Below are 18,897 nucleotides of genomic sequence, written 5' to 3' on the forward strand. Positions count from 1 at the left end.
TTGACCGAGTCCCTGAGCGATTGCATTCTAGGCCGACCTTGAGGAGGCTGCTATGGGACAACGAACAAAAAGTTTCACCATCGCGGTGGTGGTGACCACTCTCGATTTAGGGGTGGTCATGCACTCCGGCCCCATCCTGTGGCGCGTTTTCGGACCGGTTTCGTCGATGAGGTTCGTTCTATTCCTTCTTGCGGGTACAGGCATGTTTACGCTCGCCGACATCTGGTCCAGATCGTTTAAGGGCTATGGTCACCCCCTGCTGCCTACCGAAATCAATGAAGTGGGCCGGGCAGACAGTCTTGGAAACAACAAATTGGAGGGTGCCGATGTTTAACTCCCTCGCAGATCTCTCAACAAAACTCACCGCCACCGGCTACTTTATCGACCCGGTGATGACTCAGGTCGTCTTCCTCGCGGGCAAGCTACAGAAGCCGCTTTTGCTCGAAGGGCCGGCCGGATCGGGCAAAACGCAACTTGCCCTATCAGTCGCAGCAGCTGCGGGCACCCACGTAGAGCGGCTGCAATGCTATCGAGGAGTCACGGAAGCTCAGGCGATCGGCAGCTTCGATGCAGGCCTCCAGCGAATCTATATGGAGTTTTCTAAAGGGCATCATGAAGATTGGAAGTCTGTCCAGTCAAGCCTCATAGGCCGAGATTTCTTTCGGCCTGGACCCCTGATGCGTGCGCTCGAGTGTGAACGCCCTTGTGTCTTGTTGATCGACGAATTGGACAAAGTAGATGAAGGTTTTGAAGCAATGTTGCTTGAAATCCTATCCGTTTGGGAGCTCTCTATTCCAGAGTTTGGAACCGTCCGCGCCCGCAGTGTCCCATTCGTTGTTCTCACCAGCAACGAGGAGCGAAGACTTGGCGATCCGATCCGCAGACGCAGTCTCTATGTCCGAGTAGAACACCCGACGCCGGAGCGAGAGGCCGAGATTATAGCGAGCCGTACGCCTGAGGCTGACGATTCATTCCATCGTGAGATCGCCGGGATCGCTCTGTCTTTCCGCAACTACTCGTTGGAGAAGCCGCCGTCCGTCTCCGAGATGATCGACTTCGCTCGCGCACTGGAACTCCTCGGAACCGACCGAGTTACGGAAGACCTCCGTGATGTATTGATGCCGTTTCTTGCAAAGACGGAAAAAGATAGACGGCACCTAATGTTGCGGGAGGGGTTCAAGAGCCTGCTCGACGACGGTGCACGCTTTGCTCAGAAGATGGCTACGCAGCAAAAGGTGTCGAAGTGAAGCATATCGCCCTCCTCGCAGTTCTTCTTATCATGCCGAGCCTTGCGTTCTCACAAAGCCCAAAGAGCTTCGAGGAAGCATGCGTTGGGCGTTACGCGCGCCAGTACCGTGTGCCACCAGAACTTATTGGAGCGTTCATCGACGTGGAATCAAACTGGAATCCCCATGCGGTATCGAATAAAGGCGCGGTGGGAGTCATGCAATTGATGCCGGCCACGGCACGACGTTTTGGCGCTTCTCAGCCCTTCGATCCGGAGCAAAACATTGCGGCTGGCACGCGATACGTTACAACGCTGATGTGGGAGTTCCACGGAGAGATGCGTTTGGTCGCCGCTGCCTATTACGCCGGAGATAGATGGGTTGGAAGGCGCCTCCTCGAGTATCGCAATCCAGATGTCGTCGCTTACGTCGAGGCAGTGCGACGGCAATATGAAAGGCGAAAGCACCTGACCGATCAACTTCAAAGGAGATAACGAAATATGAAACTTCCTTGGCTTATTCCACTGGCATTTTTTCTACCGCTCCGAGCCACAGCCGCTGATGCGGATCCGTCCGGTCGTGTCGTCACGCTCACCCTTCAACAGGGATCGATCACAACGCTCCATCTCCGCCCAGAGTTCGAGTCGATCATCCATCTGCCCGAAGAGGTGACTTCATTGGTTGTCGGCAGCCCAGGCTCCTTCAAAGTGGAACACAGCGAGGGCGAACCCGAGTACGTCTACGTGAAACCCCTCGTTCGCACCCGTTCGCAGAGTGATCTGCTTATCGCAACAAAGTCCGGGCAACACGTCGTTCTCGAGTTGATCAGCGACGGAGAGAGCGCGGCTACGACTCAGCCTGTCGATTTCCTGCTTGAGTACAATTCTCCGCGGAGCTTAGTGGTCGCCGGAAGCCCAGTCGGGGATACGGTTCTCGCCAGCACGGTAGAATCTCCTTCTGCGCCCAGTGGAACCCATCCGTCGAAAGCTCTGTCAGCGATTGACGAAGAGTTCGAACAACAGAAGTCGATCAACGCCCCTGATTGGAAATTCTGGCAAGGTCAGCAAATCAAAACGTCGATTGGCGATATACGCCAGTGGAACAATCAGACAGCCATTTCCTACTCCGTTTTCAATGCGAGTGATAAGCCGGTCGAGATCGTGCCACCGCAAATACAGATTACAGGTCTGACCTCCAACAAAAAGAAGAGGGGAAAGGAAGATAAAGCAGGTATCCTTGCTGACCAGCTTGAGGTTAGTGACCACCGTTTGAGCACGACACGCCTAGAACCTGGAGGTCGAGCAGACGGAGTAGTTGTCTTTGATCGGCCGAACTTCAAGCAGTCAACAGAAAAACTGTTCCTGCAGATCGCTCAGGCGGATCAGGTCGACAAGCCGGTTCTGGTTCAGCTTCCGTTCACTCCTCCAATCGCCACCAACGGACGATAGAAAGGACTATTTGCTATGCAATCCGATACCACTAACTCAAACGTTCGCCGGCCTGGGCCGCTCGATCTCGAAGAGACTGCCGAACCCACATGGGCAGAGAACCCGGGCCATGAGCGATCGACCCCTATGACGGCGAAAACTTCCGCACCTGGGCAGCAATTCGCAACCCGAGCGACCGCCGAGAAACTAAGTCCCGACAGAAACAAGATTCTGATCATTGGAGGCGGTCTTCTTGCTGCAGTTTTGTTTTTTGCCCTGACCATGTTCCTAGGTAATTCACCGGCAAAGAAAAGGAGTGCCTCCAGTCTCGCTCATACTGCACAACAGAGCGCGACCTCAAAGGGCAGCGTGACTCCGGTCATGGACACGGTGCATAGCCCGGCACAGAATAACTCGAGCGGACAGCTCGGTCCGGATGACATCAACCGCACGAAGGCGAGCTCTGGGAAATCGACGGTCAACAAGCCCTCGACCTCTAGCCAGAATTCTCTCCCGCCAGTTCCTACCCTCAACGGCAATCTCGGCAACGTGCCCTCGTTCGCAGATACGCAACAGCACTGGGAAGAGCCTAGACCCTACGGCGACGCCCCGGCAGCTTCAACACCCCAAACGCAACAACAACAGAATGCTCTGAAGGAACCGTCTCTTGTATTTGTGAGAAATCTTCCGCAGAGTACGGGCTCTTCTTCTAGAAGCGGAACCCCAGAAGGGACGACACTCGTATTGGATTTCGCCCCAGGGACACGCATTCTTGCAAAGCTTACGACCGAGATATCGAGCGCGGTACAGACACCTGTTATCGCGGAGGCGCAGTATACGTACGCGGTAGGCGATCGGGTCGTTATACCAGCAGGGGCTAAGTTCATTGGCCACCTGGAGCAGGCTGATCGCAGTGGTCTCGTGAGCGTTAGATTCGACGAAGTGGACTTGAAAGACGACGACAAAGAGAAGATTGAGGCATTGGGCATAGGCCTCGATCTCGCGCCGATCAAAGGACTCGTATCAGGGAAAAATACCGGACGAAATTTCCTGGTTCGAACCGCATCTGGCATTGGTTCGGTAGCTGCGATGATCGTAGGCAATAACACAAGCTCTAGCTTCTCCGAGGACGACCTTATCCGAGAGAGGATCGCTGAAAACGCGGGGAATGCCGGGGATTCAAAACTGATGAATCTCGCCGTGACGAACAAAGTGGTCGTCTCTGTGCCAGCGGATACAAAAATTTATGTGGTCTTCACGAAACGCGAGCAGAATACGCACACTCTTCATCCAATCGACCCCAAAGCCCCTTGAGCTTCAAGTCCGCTGCATACACCCTCAGCCCCGGCAACGAACGCCGGGGCTCTATTTGTCGATGAGCCGCGGATTGCAGTCAAGCTTGTGAACAGATTTCGCACGGCTAGAGAAGCCGATCAATTGCGAAATCGCCCTATTGTCGATTCCTTTGTGGCACTACACAGAACGCCCAATCACTGAAGCAGCACCCATTCACTCGATGCGAAGCTGTTGTAGATTGGAGCCATGATCTCCGAATAGCACTGCTGGTTGAGTTGGTCCCTGAAAGATGCAAGAGCAGGGCTTATCCAGAAAGCAACTGCCCGTGTCATTTCTAATGCGATCTCGAGTGGTTGTGATGGGTGAATCTAGTTGGTCGCTGTAGAGTGCACGAATGAAGCTTTCTTCCAAGCTTTATCCCGGCCCCGGCACAGTTGCCTATGAAATTTGAGGTCGGTGCAGTCAATCTATCTGCTGGTCAGTGACTGTTTCCAAATCTGCTTCCACTGTGTCTCACGTGTGCAGGCGATCAGGTGCCCATCTGGTAAAACCCGCGGATGCAGCAGGTTCCCGGAGTCATGAGTGAACTGCTGAGGAACTCCACCAGCGCGCGGTATGGAGAAAAGCTGGAGAAGATTACCGGCTAGTCCGCTAAAGATAATGTTTTTAGCATCGTGCGACCAGTCGAGTCCACAGTATGTGGTGCAAGCATAATCAAAGATCTTATCAGGATGAGATCCATCTGCACTGACAACCCACAGTACCCGTTTGTCATCACCCCGATCATCCTTCAACACCAATCTCTTTACCGTCAAGCGACCATGAAGCCCACCGAACGCTGTGGATATCGCCCGGAAGCGGAAGCATCTCTTTATGGAGGACGGCTCCCGTCTCTGGATCCATAGTGAGCACCCAGAGCTTGGATATGCCTAAGGTCCCGCTGCGATCCCATGAGGCGAACAGCAACTTCTTCCCGTCGGGCGACCAAGTACGCCGGTCCCGTCTCCAGACCGAAGTCGGTCAGCCGTATCTCCGGAGCATGAACATCGTCGGCTTCGCGAAGGTAGATATCGTCTGTACTTCCCTTGCTGTGGTACGAGGCGATGAGTGCGGGAGATCGATGGGAATGGAATGCGATCCACTTTCCGTTTGGAGACCAGGCCGGTGGAAAATCCTCGTGGTATCCGGAGACAATGATGAATGGTTGCGTCTTCCGTGTTCCCTTCGAATTGACGCCAACGACCGCATCATCGATGTCAAGCGGCTCGTCCGCCAAGCGTGTATCCCCGAAAAAATAAGCGATTTTTGATCCGTCAAGATTCCACATGGGAACTTGTCCGCCCGCAATGACCTCCTTCGAAACCCCGCCCGTTGACGGAAGCTTCACGATGGAATCTTCCACCTCGGAACGCACCCAGTACAGAGCGTTCCCGGCAACGGCAGGGCCAAAGTTGTCTCGACCAGCCGTTGCCACCACTGGATGCCGGTCTCCTGTTGCGAGATCCATCTGAGAAATTTTCAACCACCGGTCCGCATACCGATGTGAGCGCATCTCGTTGCTCGGAGCTCCGTGCGAAGCAAGAGAGGGGTAGACACTCTTTTGGTCTGGCGACAAAGCGATCTGACCACCGAATAGACTTACATCGAGATGGCCAGCAATCAGGTGGGATTCGCCGGTGGTCAAATCGATCTGAGATAAAGAGCCTTCGCCGACACTGTTCAGTGCCAGGTAAAAGAAGGAGGCGCTATCAGGCGAGAACAGCATCGCCGTCACCCTGCCATCAGGCTTGTAGCCGCGTAGCTTTCCGGGGAGACCGACCAGCAGGGAATTCTCGGGAGCGCCAGCGTCAAAATACGCGATCTCCTTTGCATCGGGGGAGCATGTTGGCATAAAACGGTCAGGAATCGTAGCGAGCATCTCTCCACCGGGTGTCGGAAGGAACCATCCTGACCCACTTCCCGCTCGTCCAAGGCGCGCCAGCGAATCGGAGCCACAGAAGGCTGCACCCTTCAATTCGGTCAGATACCCTTTCAAGAGAGCAGGTTCCTCGCGGTTTCTAGTTATATCGTAAAGATGGAGATCATTTGGGTCGTTTCCGAAGAGCGCTTGCCTCGCGGTCGGTGAAATGCTGACCGGACTGAAGTACCGGTCGATCCAGTGATTTTCTGATCTTTGGAGAACGAACACTGGAGCGCCAACTGCATGTTCTTGTCCATAGGAATTCATGGAGCTGAGCATGACCGCAAGGCCGCCTAGGAGATTACCGAGAGGAATGCGCGTTTAAATGTTAGACGTTCGACATCGCCTGCCTTGATGATCTATAAAGAGCCAATGCTTACAACAATTCTGCCATCACTCCGTTGATCGGACTGATCGATTGATGCAGTTTGTGCGGTCGGAACTCAAAGGCGCTTCCTTCTTTATGCTTGCAATTTTCTTCCTATCGCCAGCTCTACCAAATCAAGGAGCTACAGGCAACTGACGCCTTTTCACGGCGCAGCTCAGACTGGTTGCAGCTTTGCCTCGGAGCGCACCTGCGCACTCTGGGATACTCTGTGCAGCCCTCGCGTTAAACGTTGATTAGCGTCAGGGGGAACGACGCACACTTGCTCACCAGCATTTCTGTCCGCACTCGTCAGGAACTTGGCAGAAAACATGCCTTCATTTCTCGTTTGGTAACCATCTACTGATGGTGCCCCAAACCCGCGTTCAGATCCCCTTTTAGGCGAGTTCTCGAAGAAACCGGAAGGAGCTGACATTGGTTTCCATCCCATTAGGAGATTAGTTTTGGAAGTCGTCCTGTACTCCATCCCGCAATATCGCGCATTCGCAGAGTCATTTTGTTTTGAAATCTCGGAGATCAGACCAAATGATCGGTGCTACCTTACTGACGTCCATTGCGACACTCCTGCCATTGGGAATTGCGAAGTGTTGCTCACTCTTGGGCGTCTTACGGGCCAAGACTTATCTGCATATCGCTACCTGACTTTCATCCAAACTCTTTCGGCGGGATACGAGCAAATAGACTGTGAAGCCGCTTCCGCGGCAGGCATCTGGGTTTCTTATGCTCCTTCCGAACAGACTGGTAACGCCGATGCAGTCGCGGAGTTCGTGATCATGAACATCCTCACACTCTCTCGTAATCTCCTTGGAGCGCTCTCAGCGGTGACCAACGCACCTTTTGACCCACTTCCAGTCGCCCGAGGCCTCGGGGGGAAGAAAGTTTGTGTCGTAGGTTTCGGCGGCGTCGGTCGTGCACTTCTAGAAAGATTGAGGCCTTTCGGTTGCGATACGGTTGTCGTAACCAGAAATCCCAAAAAAGCGGGCTTGGACTTTGCACCGCATCCGCTCGAAGATCTCCCGGAAGTCCTTCGCACTGCAGACATAGTCGTTCTCTGTCTTCGTGCCGATAATCAGAACCGTCACCTGTTTGACGGGGCGCTATTTCGTACTATGAAAGCCGGTGCACTCTTCATCAATGTCGCCCGCGGCTCCCTGGTTGATGAGATGGCACTGCAGACCGCTATCGAAACAGGACATCTCCGCGCCGCAGCTCTCGACGTTCTTGAAAACGAGCCCGTTAATTCTGCAAACCCTTTGGTCAGTCTTGAAAGGACGCTCATTACCCCACATTGCGCGGGATTTACCGACACCATGCTTCGCGGAACGATCGCGTATGTCGACGCTGTCTTATCAACATTTCAGAACGGCGAGCGCCCAGCGTCGTTGCTTAACGAGCCCCAGATGCCACGACGACCGCTGGCGCAACCACATCTAGAAACAGGATTCATCGGGACGCTGTAAACATCATCCTATGCCCAATCTAACAAAACAATTGAACACGCCAGCCAAGGTGCTCTTCGCCAGTCTTGTCGGTACGACTGTCGAATTCTTCGACTTTTACATTTATGCCACCGCGGCCGTCATAGTCTTCCCTAAGCTATTTTTTCCTGCTGGCGACGCAACGGCTGCAACGCTCGCCTCTCTCGCTACCTTTGCCATCGCCTTCATTGCGAGGCCTATCGGCTCTACGCTCTTCGGCCACTTTGGTGACCGTGTCGGCCGCAAAGCTACACTGGTTCTTGCGCTATCGACAATGGGTTTGTCGACATTCGCAGTCGGCGCGCTGCCAACTTACAAGACAGCGGGCGTTCTCGCCTCGCTATTGCTAGCGCTCTGCCGCGCGGGTCAAGGTATCGGTCTTGGCGGTGAATGGGGAGGCGCTATCCTGCTCGCGACGGAAAACGCTCCACCCGGCAAGCGTGCTTGGTACGGCATGTTCCCGCAACTCGGTGCACCCATCGGCTTCTTCTTTTCGAGTGCGACTTTCCTGCTGATCTCTAAATGGCTCAGCCCTGCGCAGTTCCTGAGTTTCGGATGGCGGCTGCCGTTCCTCGCGAGTGGGGTACTCGTCCTGTTAGGTCTCTATGTGCGCCTGACGATCACCGAAACTCCGGTCTTCGCCGCGGCGATGGAACGTCGCGAGCCCCATAGAGTTCCTATTTTCGCGGTGGTCAGAAATCATTTTGGCGTCCTCGTAGCGGCCACGCTTACCAGCCTGGCGACCTTCGTTCTCTTCTACGTGATGATCGTTTTTACCCTTACGTGGGCCACGTCCGCTTTGCACTATAGCAAGAACGAGTTTCTTCGGATGCAGCTCATCGGCGTCGTATTCTTCGCACTCGCGATTCCTGCCGCCGCGCTGCTTGCCGAGCGCGGACGCAAGCGGGTCATGATCGCCATTAGTCTTGGCATCGCGGTCTTCGGGTTGTTCTTCGCACCGATGTTCCAGTCCGGTCACACAGGTGCACTCGTGATGCTCATCCTCGGCCTATCTTTGATGGGCCTTACCTACGGCCCGCTCGGCACAGTGCTGTCGGAGTTGTTTCCAACAGCCGTCCGCTACTCCGGCAGTTCGCTCGCCTTCAGCGTTGCAGGCATCCTCGGTGCGTCGCTCACGCCCTACATCGCAACTAAGCTGGCCACGGCCTATGGTCTACGGTACGTTGGCTACTATCTTAGCGCCGCGGCGGTGATTACTATCATCGGCTTGCTCGGCATTCGCGAGACAAAATACCAAGACCTGAACCTTTAGGTTGCTTATCAAGGCGGAATGCTCAAGCATCGTTCGGCGGAAAGTCCCTACTGGGCCGCAAGCGATCCTAGACTTTCGGGAAAGGTCTGCTATTCAAGTGAAAGGTTTTTCCACTCTCACCGGATGCTACGGCCGAGCATCCGCTTTGACCCATTGCTGAGCCGATTGGATCAAGATTACATTTGCCCGTATGACACTCCAGATGTGTCAGTCCTCCTCATGACCGAGTTCGCCAGAGTGACAAGCCGTCTTTCCAGAGCTTAGAGGATGATGCAGTCTCATCGCGACGTGGCAATAGGTCGCACTCAGTTCAATTTTTCTTACGTATTGTCTTCTGCGGACGGTGGAATTCGCCGCGTTGGCCCCTTTTAAGCGTTCCGTCATTTGACGGAGTGTGGAAGTAACGGCACTTTCTTCTACACACGGATGCCCCGAGCAGCCGCGTACAGGAGAAAAACGTTATGACCACCCCATTGGCTTTCTGGCGGCCTGCTCGAGCATCCGCCACATCAACTCATCGCCCTAAGAAGCTGAACTGGGTTCATATTGCCCTCAAGTTCGCACTCGCAGCTATATTCCTCGGCAACCTCGTTCCGCTTGCCGCCAACGCTCAGAACCTCGGCACCGCGCCCCAGTTTGGACAAGCCGTGCAAGGTCAACAGGCAACCACGGTCGAAGGCACGGTGCTAAACATCGTGAACTGGGGCTGCAACGTGATTGCTCCGGTGATCGCGGTTGCATGTCTCGGTGTCGCAGGGTGGCACTTCAAGAGCGGCCGCGGCTACATGGGCTGGGGAGTGACCGGCGTTGCTCTCATGGTCATCTCCGGTCTCGGACGAATGGCTGAGGGCTTCATCACTCAAGCGCAAGGCATTCAGTAAGGAGCCCGCAATGCCTGTGCCGCAATTCCTTTCCGACCTTCTTCAGTTGTTGCTCGGTCTTGCCGTGCCAGCTGCGTTCTGCACGCTGGCCGCCGCCGGAGTGAGCCTGCGGCACGAAGGGGGAACCAACTTTCACGTCAATGGACGAACTGGAAAGTGGGTATTGTGGACCGTCGTATTCCTGACGCTCCCACAACTTCTGTCATGGATTGCGGCACAAGGCATTACGGTCCCATCGGGAAGCGGATCGATTGGAACAAGTTGGCTCGCCAGCATGCAGACGATCTTTTCCAACTTCGTGAACCAGATTGTCGTTGCGAAGTTCGTGCCAGTCCTCGCTGCGTACTTCGTCCTCAAGGCTTGCTTAGACGGAGCTGCAGGCGAGAACCCCCTTGCATCGATCGTAGCCGCACTCTTCCTGATGTCGTTATCGGCCACGATGCAGCTCATGCAGGGGTGGAATGACGGCAGTCAGTATGCGACCACCGACATGCTTGCTTCCCTATGGAACTACCTGGTCGGGCAGATTATGCCTGCGGCAGCTGGCCTCGCCTGCGTGGGAGCTGTCATCAATTTTGTCAGGCACAGACCCTGGACTCGGTTGGTCTTCGCCGCGATCTCTTTTCTGAGTGTGAGTGGTCTCCTCGCACTCTTCCAAGCCATGGCGGCATAGGAGCTGAGGATGAGTTTCAACGGAGCAATCACAAATCTCGCCTCCTGGGCAGGAAACACCATAATGCCGACGATGGCCGGGATGTTTTTTGCGAGCGCCGTCTATCGGTACAGCAAAAGCAGCCCATTTGAACACTTACTGTACGGCGGGTTCGCCTCGTTGATGTGTTCGGGAATGCTTCGCGCACTAGAAGGCTTCGTCCAGCATGCCGGCGCTACCAATGCCGACGCCTTCTGGTTGGCGAGCATGAGCTTGGTGAACTGGACGGCAAACGTAATTCTGCCCATGTTCGCTCTGACTCAACTCGCTGCGATGGCACTCCACATGGCCGGTGTGCTTTCAGAGATCTATCCAGGATCGACCTGGATCAGGAAGTTTGTCGCCGCGGTCGCAGCTCTCATGGTTTCGGGAGTGATGCGGCTGGCCGAGTCGATGGTAACGCAAGCACACGGGGTAGGAGGGTAGGCACATGAGTCTCGACTTGACGCCGGTCCATCGCAATCTCAATACGAAGGTGTCGTTCTTGGGTCTCGAGTTCGAGGATTTGATCCTCGTACTGGCCCTGGCAGCGCTGATGAACCTGCTGGCCCACTTCGTCGGAGACACCGCGCATGTCCTTGGCATGCCGCTCAACGTCTTCATGGAATTTGTCGTGCCAGCGTTGGCCGTCCCATTCCTGATCCTATTCAAGTATGGACGGCCGCGGGGCTATCTGACCGACCTGGTCCGCTCGTTCTTCTCCCCAAAGGCATGGTGCGCACTTGAACGAGATTCGGAGTTGACGCAGAGTTATGTTGCCGGAGAGGAGGAGGAGTGACCTATGCAGGCTTCGATTGAAATGTCACGAACTGGGTCTGTCGATGTACATCTCGACCCGGAAGCCGCGCGAGCAGTGTTTGCGAGTGTCCTGTTCGCGGCCCGATTCCATGAGGGCATCGCACCACTTGCTCGGATTGCAGAAGAAGGGTTGCGAGACGTGGCACCACCCACGCCGCAAGGAGGATCAAAAACATGCCAATGACCTACAAGCAACACGAGAAGAGTCTCAAGTCTCCGGCTGTTTGCGAACTGCTGCCCCTGCGCGGCCTTCCTGCCGGAGACAACGTCATGGTGCGGACAAACGGGGCTTTTGTCGCCGGCTACGAACTACGCGGCATCCTGGCCTACTTTGCCACCGACGAGGATCGAAACCAGACCAAGTCCATGCTCGAGGCTCTCTTTCGCAGCATTCCCGACGTCAGCATGCGGCTCCAGTTTCGGTATGAGATCTCCGAACATTTGGGAGATCTCCTCGACAGCTACGTCCAGCAGCAGCGGAGCCAACAGCCCGAGGTTATGGCGCTCGACGCACATCGAATGAGGATGTGGATGGAGAAGGAGCATAACGGCTTCTACTTCGAGAATCACCTCCATATCTATCTTGTGTGGGACCCGCGTATCCACGCTAAGCTCTACCACTCGGCGCAGCAAAACCGGAAGCTTGGTGGCTTCACGGTGAGCCAAAAGAAGGCGATCCAACGAACGCGTCGTGAGCATGAGACCTATCTTGCCGAGTTTGAGTCAATTCTCCGCGGGATCGAGGGGTCGATGGAGGCGACGAATCTGGGTCCCCGGAGACTATCCACTCAGGAGTTGTTCGAGGAACTCAAGCACTCCCAGCATCCGTCCCGCCGCGACCGCCGCCCCTATGTGCCAGGCGAAGAGTTGCTTGACTATCGCAGCGCACGTGAGCAGGCAACTCAGTCGAGCATCCTCAATGAGACAGAGAGCTACCTCAATATCGATGGCTACCTATATTCCGTCGTGAGCCTGAAAGAGCTTCCCGATGCCACATTCCCGGGGATGCTGCAGAACTTCTCCACGCTCGGCTTTCCCGTAGTCATCAGCGGACAGGTTGTCATCCCTGATCAGGTCAAGGTTCTCAAGGGTTATAAGAAGCGCCTGCAGAAGATGACCGCCGCGCAGAAGGACGCGAACGGCAACTTCAAATCGAATCCTGAAGCAGAGGTCGCGCAGGCCCAGCTCATTCAAATCCAGCGCGACATCATCTCTTCTTCTCTCAAGACTGCGAAGCTGAGCCTGTCGGTGGTGGTGCGGACCTCGCAGCAGGCAGTCACCCTCGGCGATCTGGAACGTTCGGAGCGTGAGCTCGCCAATCGTACGCAGGAGGTCCTGAACGCTTTTACGCATATGAACGGTGCGAAGGCGGTGATGGAGTCCATTGCGAAGCGACGCATCTTTCTCGGGACACTGCCCGGTATGGCCGAGCCTGACAAGCGGGATCAGGACATGCTCACGTCTAATGTTGCCGATCTCGTCCCCGTAGAGATGCCGTGGACAGGCACCCGCCGGAGCCCTCTCATCCTGTTTGAGACACCCTATCGGCAGCTAATTCCGTTCTCTATGTTCGATCCGGACCTCTCAGACGCGAATGGCCTCCTGATGGCCAAGAGTGGCGGAGGGAAGACACTCGCCGCACAACAGATGCTGTTGATGGCGGCTCGGGGCAATCCCCTTATCTCCATCCTGGAACGTGGCGATTCGTATCAACCGCTGGTTGAACTGATGGGCGGAGAGATGATCGAGATGTCCCTCGACAGCGATCAGACAATCAATCCATGGGACCTGCCGAGAGGAGAGATCAAGCCGTCTAACGATCAGATTTCGTTTTTGAAGAACCTGACTCGCCACATGCTTGGTGAGAACACGCCTCCCGACATGGACATTGACCTGCTCGACAGCGTCCTGCTCGAAGCGATTGCCTCCACCTATAAGCGCTGCAGTGCGAAGACTTCGAACCCGGTGCCGCTTTTTGGAGATCTTGCGGCGGAGCTGGCGCATTGGCAGGACCGCGATCGCAACCAGAAGATCAACGCGATGGCCCAGATGGCTTCAACGAAACTGCGCGCCTGGGTGGACGAAGGACCCTATGCGCGGCTCTTCGATCGAACGACAACAGTTCACTTGAACAATCCATGGCTCTATTTCAACGTGGAGAAGTTGAAGGACGACCCTCGCCTCGAACGGGCCATGAGTCTGCTCATTGCTCATACGGCCACGTATCGCGCTTCGGGATCTACGGGGCAACCGAGCATTGTGCTGCTCGATGAATGCTGGGCGCTGCTGGAGTCGCCCATCCTCGCCAGCGTCGTCGTTCAACTCTTTCGCACTGCTCGTAAGCGCAATGCCAGTGTTTGGGGCATCAGCCAGACGCCGGAAGATTTCGTAGGTACGCCGGATCGGCCGAACGAGCACGGCGCCGGCATCGTCAAGAACGCCACGACCAAGATCATCGGCAAGCAGCCGGGTGACATGACAGCCCTCCGTGATCATGTCCACCTGAATGAGACGGCCCTCAATCAGATCAAAACATTTGCTCATCCCAAGAAGGGACATAGTGCAGAGTTCCTTATTGCGGTGGGCGAGAAGGCGGAGTCCACGCACGCCATCCGGATTGTTCCGAGCGCAGTCGACTACTGGCTTACCACGACCTACGCGCGGGAACGGCACTTCCGAAAGTGGTGGCTTGGCAAGCATCGGCAGCTCCCGCTCATCGAGGCATATGAGGCGCTTGCGGTGCAGTATCCGCGTGGATTGGCCTCGGTTGGACCTTTGGCGGTGGAACTGTCCGGAGAGATGCAGGAGGTCTCGGCACAATGAGCTACGACACCAACTCCAATACGGTTCCGCTCCTCGACAATGGCAAACCAAGCAATCCACCGACAATTGCTAACTCGCATGCTCGTCGTTCTCGTTGGAAACACAGACTCATGGTTGCCATTCTTCTTGTGGAATCGGGTTGCTTGGCGCCACGACTGGCGCATGGACAATTCCTCAGTGTCTTTGACTCCATCTTCAGTTCGATCCAGACGGACATGGGTGGCGCGCTCAAGGCGATCAACCAAATCAAGCAGCAGGTCCAGCAGCTCTACCAAACCACAATGTGGCCGCTGGCCGCTCTGAATCAGGCGCGCGGATTCGTATCGAACTCTATCAATACGTACCGCAATCAGATGAACCAGATCTTCACAACAAAGTTCAGCAGTGCGGTTCTTCCGGGACCGCAGCAGTTTGAAACCCTTCTGCGCAGTCGTCTGTCAACGCAAATTCCGTCCCTGCAGACAAGCTTTACAACGAACTATGGAACGGTTCCCCAGGCGAATGCTGCGAGGCCCCAGGACCGCGTGATGATGGACATGGATGACGCGCTGAGCCAGCAAAATCTAAAGACCACGCTCATTGCAGATCAGGCCCAGGACGTCACCCTGCAGGCCGCGAATGTTATGGAGAACGAGGTCGCCACCAGCACGCCCGGCTCAAACCCATATCTGACTGCTGAAGCCCAAATAGTCAATCTACGGTGCCAGGCCTACATGCAAAAGATGCTGGCAGCTCAACTACGTCAGGAAGCTGGACGGATCGCTCACGATAACGCTCTTGTGAAGAGCAGGACGAACGCATCGGGGAGCGTCAACAGTATGGTCACCGGAGCACTCACCAATCACTGAGGAGCTAAATATGACGGATTTGAAGAAGAACCTAACGAAGCGGCCAAAGCCATTCTTTTCGGGTCGTCGGGAGCACCTAACTCCGGAAGCCGCTAAGAGGGCTTCCAGTTTCGAGGAGACCATCCTTCAGCACAGTTGGTACCGCCCGACTCTACTAAAGGCGTTGGTGGTAGCTTTCGGCCTTTTGATCATCCTGCCGCAGCGTGCAAGTGGACAATTTGGCATCGACACCGCCGCGATCATCGCAGCTCTGCAAAAGATGCAGTCGCTCATGAGCACCTACATGGCGGCACCGCTCAAGACCATCAATCAATCCGAGCAGAGTATTGCAAGTTACGAACAGAAGGTGATGTATCCACTTACCGCGATCAATCAGGCCAAAAGTGCGGTGATGCAGTTCGAGAGTCAATTCACCAACCTCAACAACATGTTCCACGTGAACGTGTCGAGTGCCACATTGCCTCAGTCGCAGAGCTTCGAGACAACCTTGCTCTCCCGTAATGCCAACAACGTACCGGCCATCTCTTCCCAATATCAATCCGTATACGGCGTGGTAATGGCTCAAAACACCGCGTCCCCCCAGGTGCGAACGATGACTGATATGACGGACACCCAGGCCCAGGATGCGATGAAGCGAGCCCTCCAAATTGACAATCTCGCTGAGAGCGAATTGACGGAGGCGACCCAGATGGGCCAGCAGATCAAACAGGCCGCTCCTGGGAGCGCTCCGATCATCGAGGCGGAGGCGGATGTGTGGGTTGTGCGCGCCAATGCCTACACCCAAGAGGCCCTTGCCGAGTTGATGAGAACGCGCGGCGTCGACCTTGCCAACCAGAGCGGGATCGCGAAGCTCGCGACATCAGACAGCACAAACCATAACGGCGTCGTCACCGGAACACTGACCAACAGGTGAAGTCATCATGATGTCTTCGATCATTCAAGTTCATTCCGGCATCGCGACTCTCGCATTCTTTCAAGGAACGCAGTTGAATTTGTTTGAGAGCTTCCTGACTCAGGCCATTTCAGGGATTAATTCGACCAGTATCACATCGGGGATGCAAAACATTGCCTATGTGGTCCTACTGATCGGGTTCCTTTGGCAGGTGTACCAGGCTGCTCTGCATGGCGGCGATGTCCGCGGGCTCTGCGTCAGCCTTATCAAGTATGTCGTCACCGCAATCGTCGTCATGAACTACAGTGCCGTGTTCACCACGGTCAACCAGGGCTTCGTCAACGCCGGCAATTGGATCGGGAACGCTACAGGGGTCGGCAATCTCCTGGACAATTGGAAGAACGACATCAGCACCCAATACAGCCAGGATGGAGCCCAGCAGATGTGGGGTCTGGTCACGGGCTCAATGGCTGGTCTAATCGACGGCCTATTGATTCTTGTAGCCTATATCCTCTATCCATTCGTCATCGCGATCTTCGGATTCTTCTACATATTTTATGGGTCGGTCCTGTATATCTTCGGTCCGATCGTGATCGCCTTCATGCCGCTCGGAGCAACCAACAGGCTTGCCAAGGCGTATGTCGAAAATGTCTTCATCTGGAATGCGTGGCCAATCTTGTATGGGGGTTTCGGCGCGCTGCTGAGCGCAGTCCAAATGGGCCAAGTCGGACAGATGCTCAGCCAGAACAACTTTCTCGGGGGGCTGGGGAATCTCGAGGGGTCGTTCCTGATCGGCGCGGCAAGCATCATCTACTCACTTGCTATTGCGGTGATCCCATTCATTGCGAAGAGGATTGTGAGCGGTGAAGTAGGTGCAACTGCCGGAACATTGCTCGGAGCCGCCACCACTGCCTTGACCGCAGGTATCGCGGCAGAGGAGGGTGTAGCTGCGGGTATAACAAACTCGGTTGGAGAGGCCGCCACAGGCGGAGGAAAGGCTGCGAGTGGAAGTAGCTCCGCTGCGGGAAACTCCCGCGTTGGGACCGGATCAAATCAGCCTGCTGCCGCCCAGCGGGCACAGCCAAACCAACCTGCAAATATAAACGGCCATGCAGCTTTGACAGCATCGGAGAGCGCATCGCCGACTCGAGGCGAGGCTGTAGCGGATAGCATCCGGGGTGGTCTCGAATCTGCGGTTGATCCGACGCCTAGGCTGTGGAAGGGCGAAGACGACCCTTCTTCAACTGGCGCACAGTCGTCCACCAGTCTTGCTGGCGAAATTAGTAAAGAGAGGTCCTCGCAGAGTGGTACTATTTCGACCCAACGAGATGGTGCATCGCCGAACCCTTCTTCGAGAAGGCCAAGCGGCCCCACCCCGGCACTGACGCGTTCGCATGGTTTAGCGACATGGGGTGCATACCATGGTGCCCGTCTCGCAACACAGGCCGCGATGGGTGGAGCTCGAAGCGCTGGAGGAGTCGCTCAGAGAGTAGTCGGTGCAATTGCCAACCCGGTTGAAACGGCCGGTAAATTCGGCGCCAAAGGGGAGCAAACCGCAGGGGCCGCGACGAGCGTTGCTGGAAAGGCAGCGACTGTTGCAGCAAAGGTCGCAAGCGCTGTGACGCATCCCCGGGAGACGGCAGGAGGGGGTGTGCAGGCCGCGAGTAGCGCGGCGACTACCGCTGTCGCAGACGCTGCTTCCACGATTCGTCAAAGCGTCAAGGCTGTAAGTGCAAACTTCTCAGAGGCGTACGAGAAGACACACTCTGAAGAAAGTCCCAAATAACAACGGATCCGCGTGGACTTCGTATGGGAGAAGGAGAACGGTTATGTCCGGTACAAAAGAGATAACGAACGAGCTGGGTGCTCGCCCGAAGTATTACGAGATGGACGGTGCGCGCCTTGCCAATGCCAACCGAGCGTGGCTGCTCGCTTTTCTCATGGCTGGTCTCGCCATTATTGCACTGGTTTTTGCCATAGCGGTTCGCCTGAAGCCTCCTACGGTTATCCGTATCGGAGTCAACGGCGAGCCCTCCGTTCTGGGGCAATCGTCTCCCGTTACGACCAGCTCCGCCGGCGATCCTTACCTGACGGAGGTCTTCGTCAAACGATTCCTTACGGACTACCTCAACTACAGTCCGACCAACGTAGACGATCATTGGGCGGCAGCCTTGAATCGGATGACGCGTAATCTGCGCGGCGCCACGATCAAGGCCATGTCGGACAACAATGTGCGCGGCAAGATCGACGACGACCAGATTCAGTCGGTATTTCATCTCCGCGAGATCGCCCCTGTTGCTAGCGAACCTTTGACCTATCTGATCTACGGGGTGAAGGATGTCCACCACCTTACCAAGGGGAGCGAAGTCACAGATCACTTTGTAAACGAATATAGGGTTCGGCTGGTCGCGGACAGACGCAGTGACCTCAATCCGGATGGTCTTTGGATCGCGGAATACAGCGAGCACCCGATCGATGGTGAACGGAGGAATGCGGTCCTGTCGGCTTCGGACCAGACGGAAACGAGTGAGGAGGGACGCTGATGGAAGCAGTCCAGCAAAAGACGGTCGCGCTACAGTCACCACAACAAATTCCCGTGACGACGAACGCCCGAAAAGGCCGGAAGCCGCGCGGCTCAGAGGGGATCGCCCGGTTCTTTTTGGCGAAGGAAGGCTCGTCGCCTCAGAAGCCTGAGCTGGGCGAGGAAGCGCCGACGGAGAGCGATGCACTGATCAAAGCGTTTCAGCAAAAGGCCGGCGTCATCTACGTGGTGAGCGCCTTCCGCGCGGAAGCAGAGATTCAAGGAGGAACTCCGGTATTGGTGAAGCGCCCGCTCGCGAAGTAGCGGCAACTTTCAGTACACAAGATTTAGCGGTCAGCATAACGACATTCAAAGAG

General features: G+C 55.6%; 18 protein-coding genes. 17 read left to right on the forward strand and 1 reads right to left on the reverse strand.

What is annotated here, in order from left to right; genetic code table 11:
• Positions 1 to 52 precede the first annotated feature (52 nt).
• From ACPOL_RS33265 to ACPOL_RS28055, 5 genes are read left to right on the forward strand one after another with little or no spacing between them, the layout of a single operon-like run.
• Positions 53 to 334, forward strand: coding sequence for a hypothetical protein (locus ACPOL_RS33265; protein ID WP_150133154.1), 282 nt, complete (start codon positions 53 to 55; stop codon positions 332 to 334).
• The gene (locus tag ACPOL_RS28040) at positions 327 to 1,247 is read left to right on the forward strand and encodes an AAA family ATPase (protein WP_161557601.1); all 921 of its coding nucleotides are present in this window, start codon (positions 327 to 329) and stop codon (positions 1,245 to 1,247) included. The genes ACPOL_RS33265 and ACPOL_RS28040 overlap by 8 nt, the downstream gene beginning before the upstream one ends.
• 32 nt (positions 1,248 to 1,279) lie before the next feature.
• A complete protein-coding gene (locus tag ACPOL_RS28045) occupies positions 1,280 to 1,720 on the forward strand; it encodes a lytic transglycosylase domain-containing protein (RefSeq protein ID WP_338026724.1) in 441 nt (146 codons plus the stop codon).
• A gap of 6 nt (positions 1,721 to 1,726) precedes the next feature.
• The gene (locus ACPOL_RS28050) at positions 1,727 to 2,674 is read left to right on the forward strand and encodes a hypothetical protein (RefSeq protein WP_114210037.1); all 948 of its coding nucleotides are present in this window, start codon (positions 1,727 to 1,729) and stop codon (positions 2,672 to 2,674) included.
• 15 nt (positions 2,675 to 2,689) lie between these two features.
• On the forward strand, positions 2,690 to 3,967 hold the full coding sequence (locus ACPOL_RS28055; RefSeq protein WP_114210040.1) for a hypothetical protein: 1,278 nt from the start codon (positions 2,690 to 2,692) through the stop codon (positions 3,965 to 3,967).
• Between the two features lie 853 nt (positions 3,968 to 4,820).
• On the opposite strand, the gene ACPOL_RS35105 is transcribed toward ACPOL_RS28055, so the two are convergent.
• Positions 4,821 to 6,188: a TolB-like translocation protein gene (locus ACPOL_RS35105; protein ID WP_236657089.1), complete on the reverse strand. Its 1,368-nt coding sequence runs from the start codon at positions 6,186 to 6,188 to the stop codon at positions 4,821 to 4,823.
• A gap of 549 nt (positions 6,189 to 6,737) precedes the next feature.
• On the opposite strand from ACPOL_RS35105, the gene ACPOL_RS28065 reads away from it, so the two are divergent.
• The 12 genes from ACPOL_RS28065 to ACPOL_RS28125 all read left to right on the forward strand — a co-directional run bounded on the left by ACPOL_RS28065 (position 6,738) and on the right by ACPOL_RS28125 (position 18,844).
• Positions 6,738 to 7,754 carry an NAD(P)-dependent oxidoreductase gene (locus ACPOL_RS28065; protein ID WP_161557602.1) on the forward strand — a complete coding sequence of 339 codons (1,017 nt, stop codon included), beginning with the start codon at positions 6,738 to 6,740 and terminating at the stop codon, positions 7,752 to 7,754.
• A 10-nt stretch (positions 7,755 to 7,764) separates the two neighbouring features.
• A complete protein-coding gene (locus ACPOL_RS28070) occupies positions 7,765 to 9,045 on the forward strand; it encodes an MFS transporter (protein ID WP_114210046.1) in 1,281 nt (426 codons plus the stop codon).
• A gap of 461 nt (positions 9,046 to 9,506) precedes the next feature.
• Positions 9,507 to 9,926, forward strand: coding sequence for a hypothetical protein (locus ACPOL_RS28075; protein WP_114210048.1), 420 nt, complete (start codon positions 9,507 to 9,509; stop codon positions 9,924 to 9,926).
• Positions 9,927 to 9,936: 10 nt separating this feature from the next.
• Positions 9,937 to 10,599 (forward strand): hypothetical protein, encoded by a 663-nt coding sequence (locus tag ACPOL_RS28080; RefSeq protein WP_114210051.1) that lies wholly within the window; start codon positions 9,937 to 9,939, stop codon positions 10,597 to 10,599.
• A 9-nt stretch (positions 10,600 to 10,608) separates the two neighbouring features.
• Entirely contained in the window at positions 10,609 to 11,064 is a 456-nt protein-coding gene (locus ACPOL_RS28085) for a hypothetical protein (RefSeq protein ID WP_114210054.1), read from the forward strand.
• Positions 11,065 to 11,068: 4 nt separating this feature from the next.
• Positions 11,069 to 11,416 (forward strand): hypothetical protein, encoded by a 348-nt coding sequence (locus ACPOL_RS28090; RefSeq protein WP_114210056.1) that lies wholly within the window; start codon positions 11,069 to 11,071, stop codon positions 11,414 to 11,416.
• A 200-nt stretch (positions 11,417 to 11,616) separates the two neighbouring features.
• Positions 11,617 to 14,259: a VirB4 family type IV secretion system protein gene (locus ACPOL_RS28100; protein WP_236657090.1), complete on the forward strand. Its 2,643-nt coding sequence runs from the start codon at positions 11,617 to 11,619 to the stop codon at positions 14,257 to 14,259.
• A complete protein-coding gene (locus ACPOL_RS28105; RefSeq protein ID WP_114210063.1) occupies positions 14,256 to 15,107 on the forward strand; it encodes a hypothetical protein in 852 nt (283 codons plus the stop codon). Before ACPOL_RS28100 ends, ACPOL_RS28105 begins: the two co-directional genes overlap by 4 nt.
• A gap of 10 nt (positions 15,108 to 15,117) precedes the next feature.
• Positions 15,118 to 16,020 carry a hypothetical protein gene (locus ACPOL_RS28110; protein ID WP_114210064.1) on the forward strand — a complete coding sequence of 301 codons (903 nt, stop codon included), beginning with the start codon at positions 15,118 to 15,120 and terminating at the stop codon, positions 16,018 to 16,020.
• A 7-nt stretch (positions 16,021 to 16,027) separates the two neighbouring features.
• Entirely contained in the window at positions 16,028 to 17,785 is a 1,758-nt protein-coding gene (locus ACPOL_RS28115) for a type IV secretion system protein (protein WP_114210066.1), read from the forward strand.
• 43 nt (positions 17,786 to 17,828) lie between these two features.
• A complete protein-coding gene (locus ACPOL_RS28120) occupies positions 17,829 to 18,542 on the forward strand; it encodes a VirB8 family type IV secretion system protein (RefSeq protein ID WP_114210068.1) in 714 nt (237 codons plus the stop codon).
• On the forward strand, positions 18,542 to 18,844 hold the full coding sequence (locus ACPOL_RS28125; protein WP_114210069.1) for a hypothetical protein: 303 nt from the start codon (positions 18,542 to 18,544) through the stop codon (positions 18,842 to 18,844). Before ACPOL_RS28120 ends, ACPOL_RS28125 begins: the two co-directional genes overlap by 1 nt.
• The last annotated feature ends 53 nt before the right edge of the window (positions 18,845 to 18,897 follow it).

It is taken from the genome of Acidisarcina polymorpha, assembly GCF_003330725.1.
Lineage (GTDB): Bacteria > Acidobacteriota > Terriglobia > Terriglobales > Acidobacteriaceae > Acidisarcina > Acidisarcina polymorpha.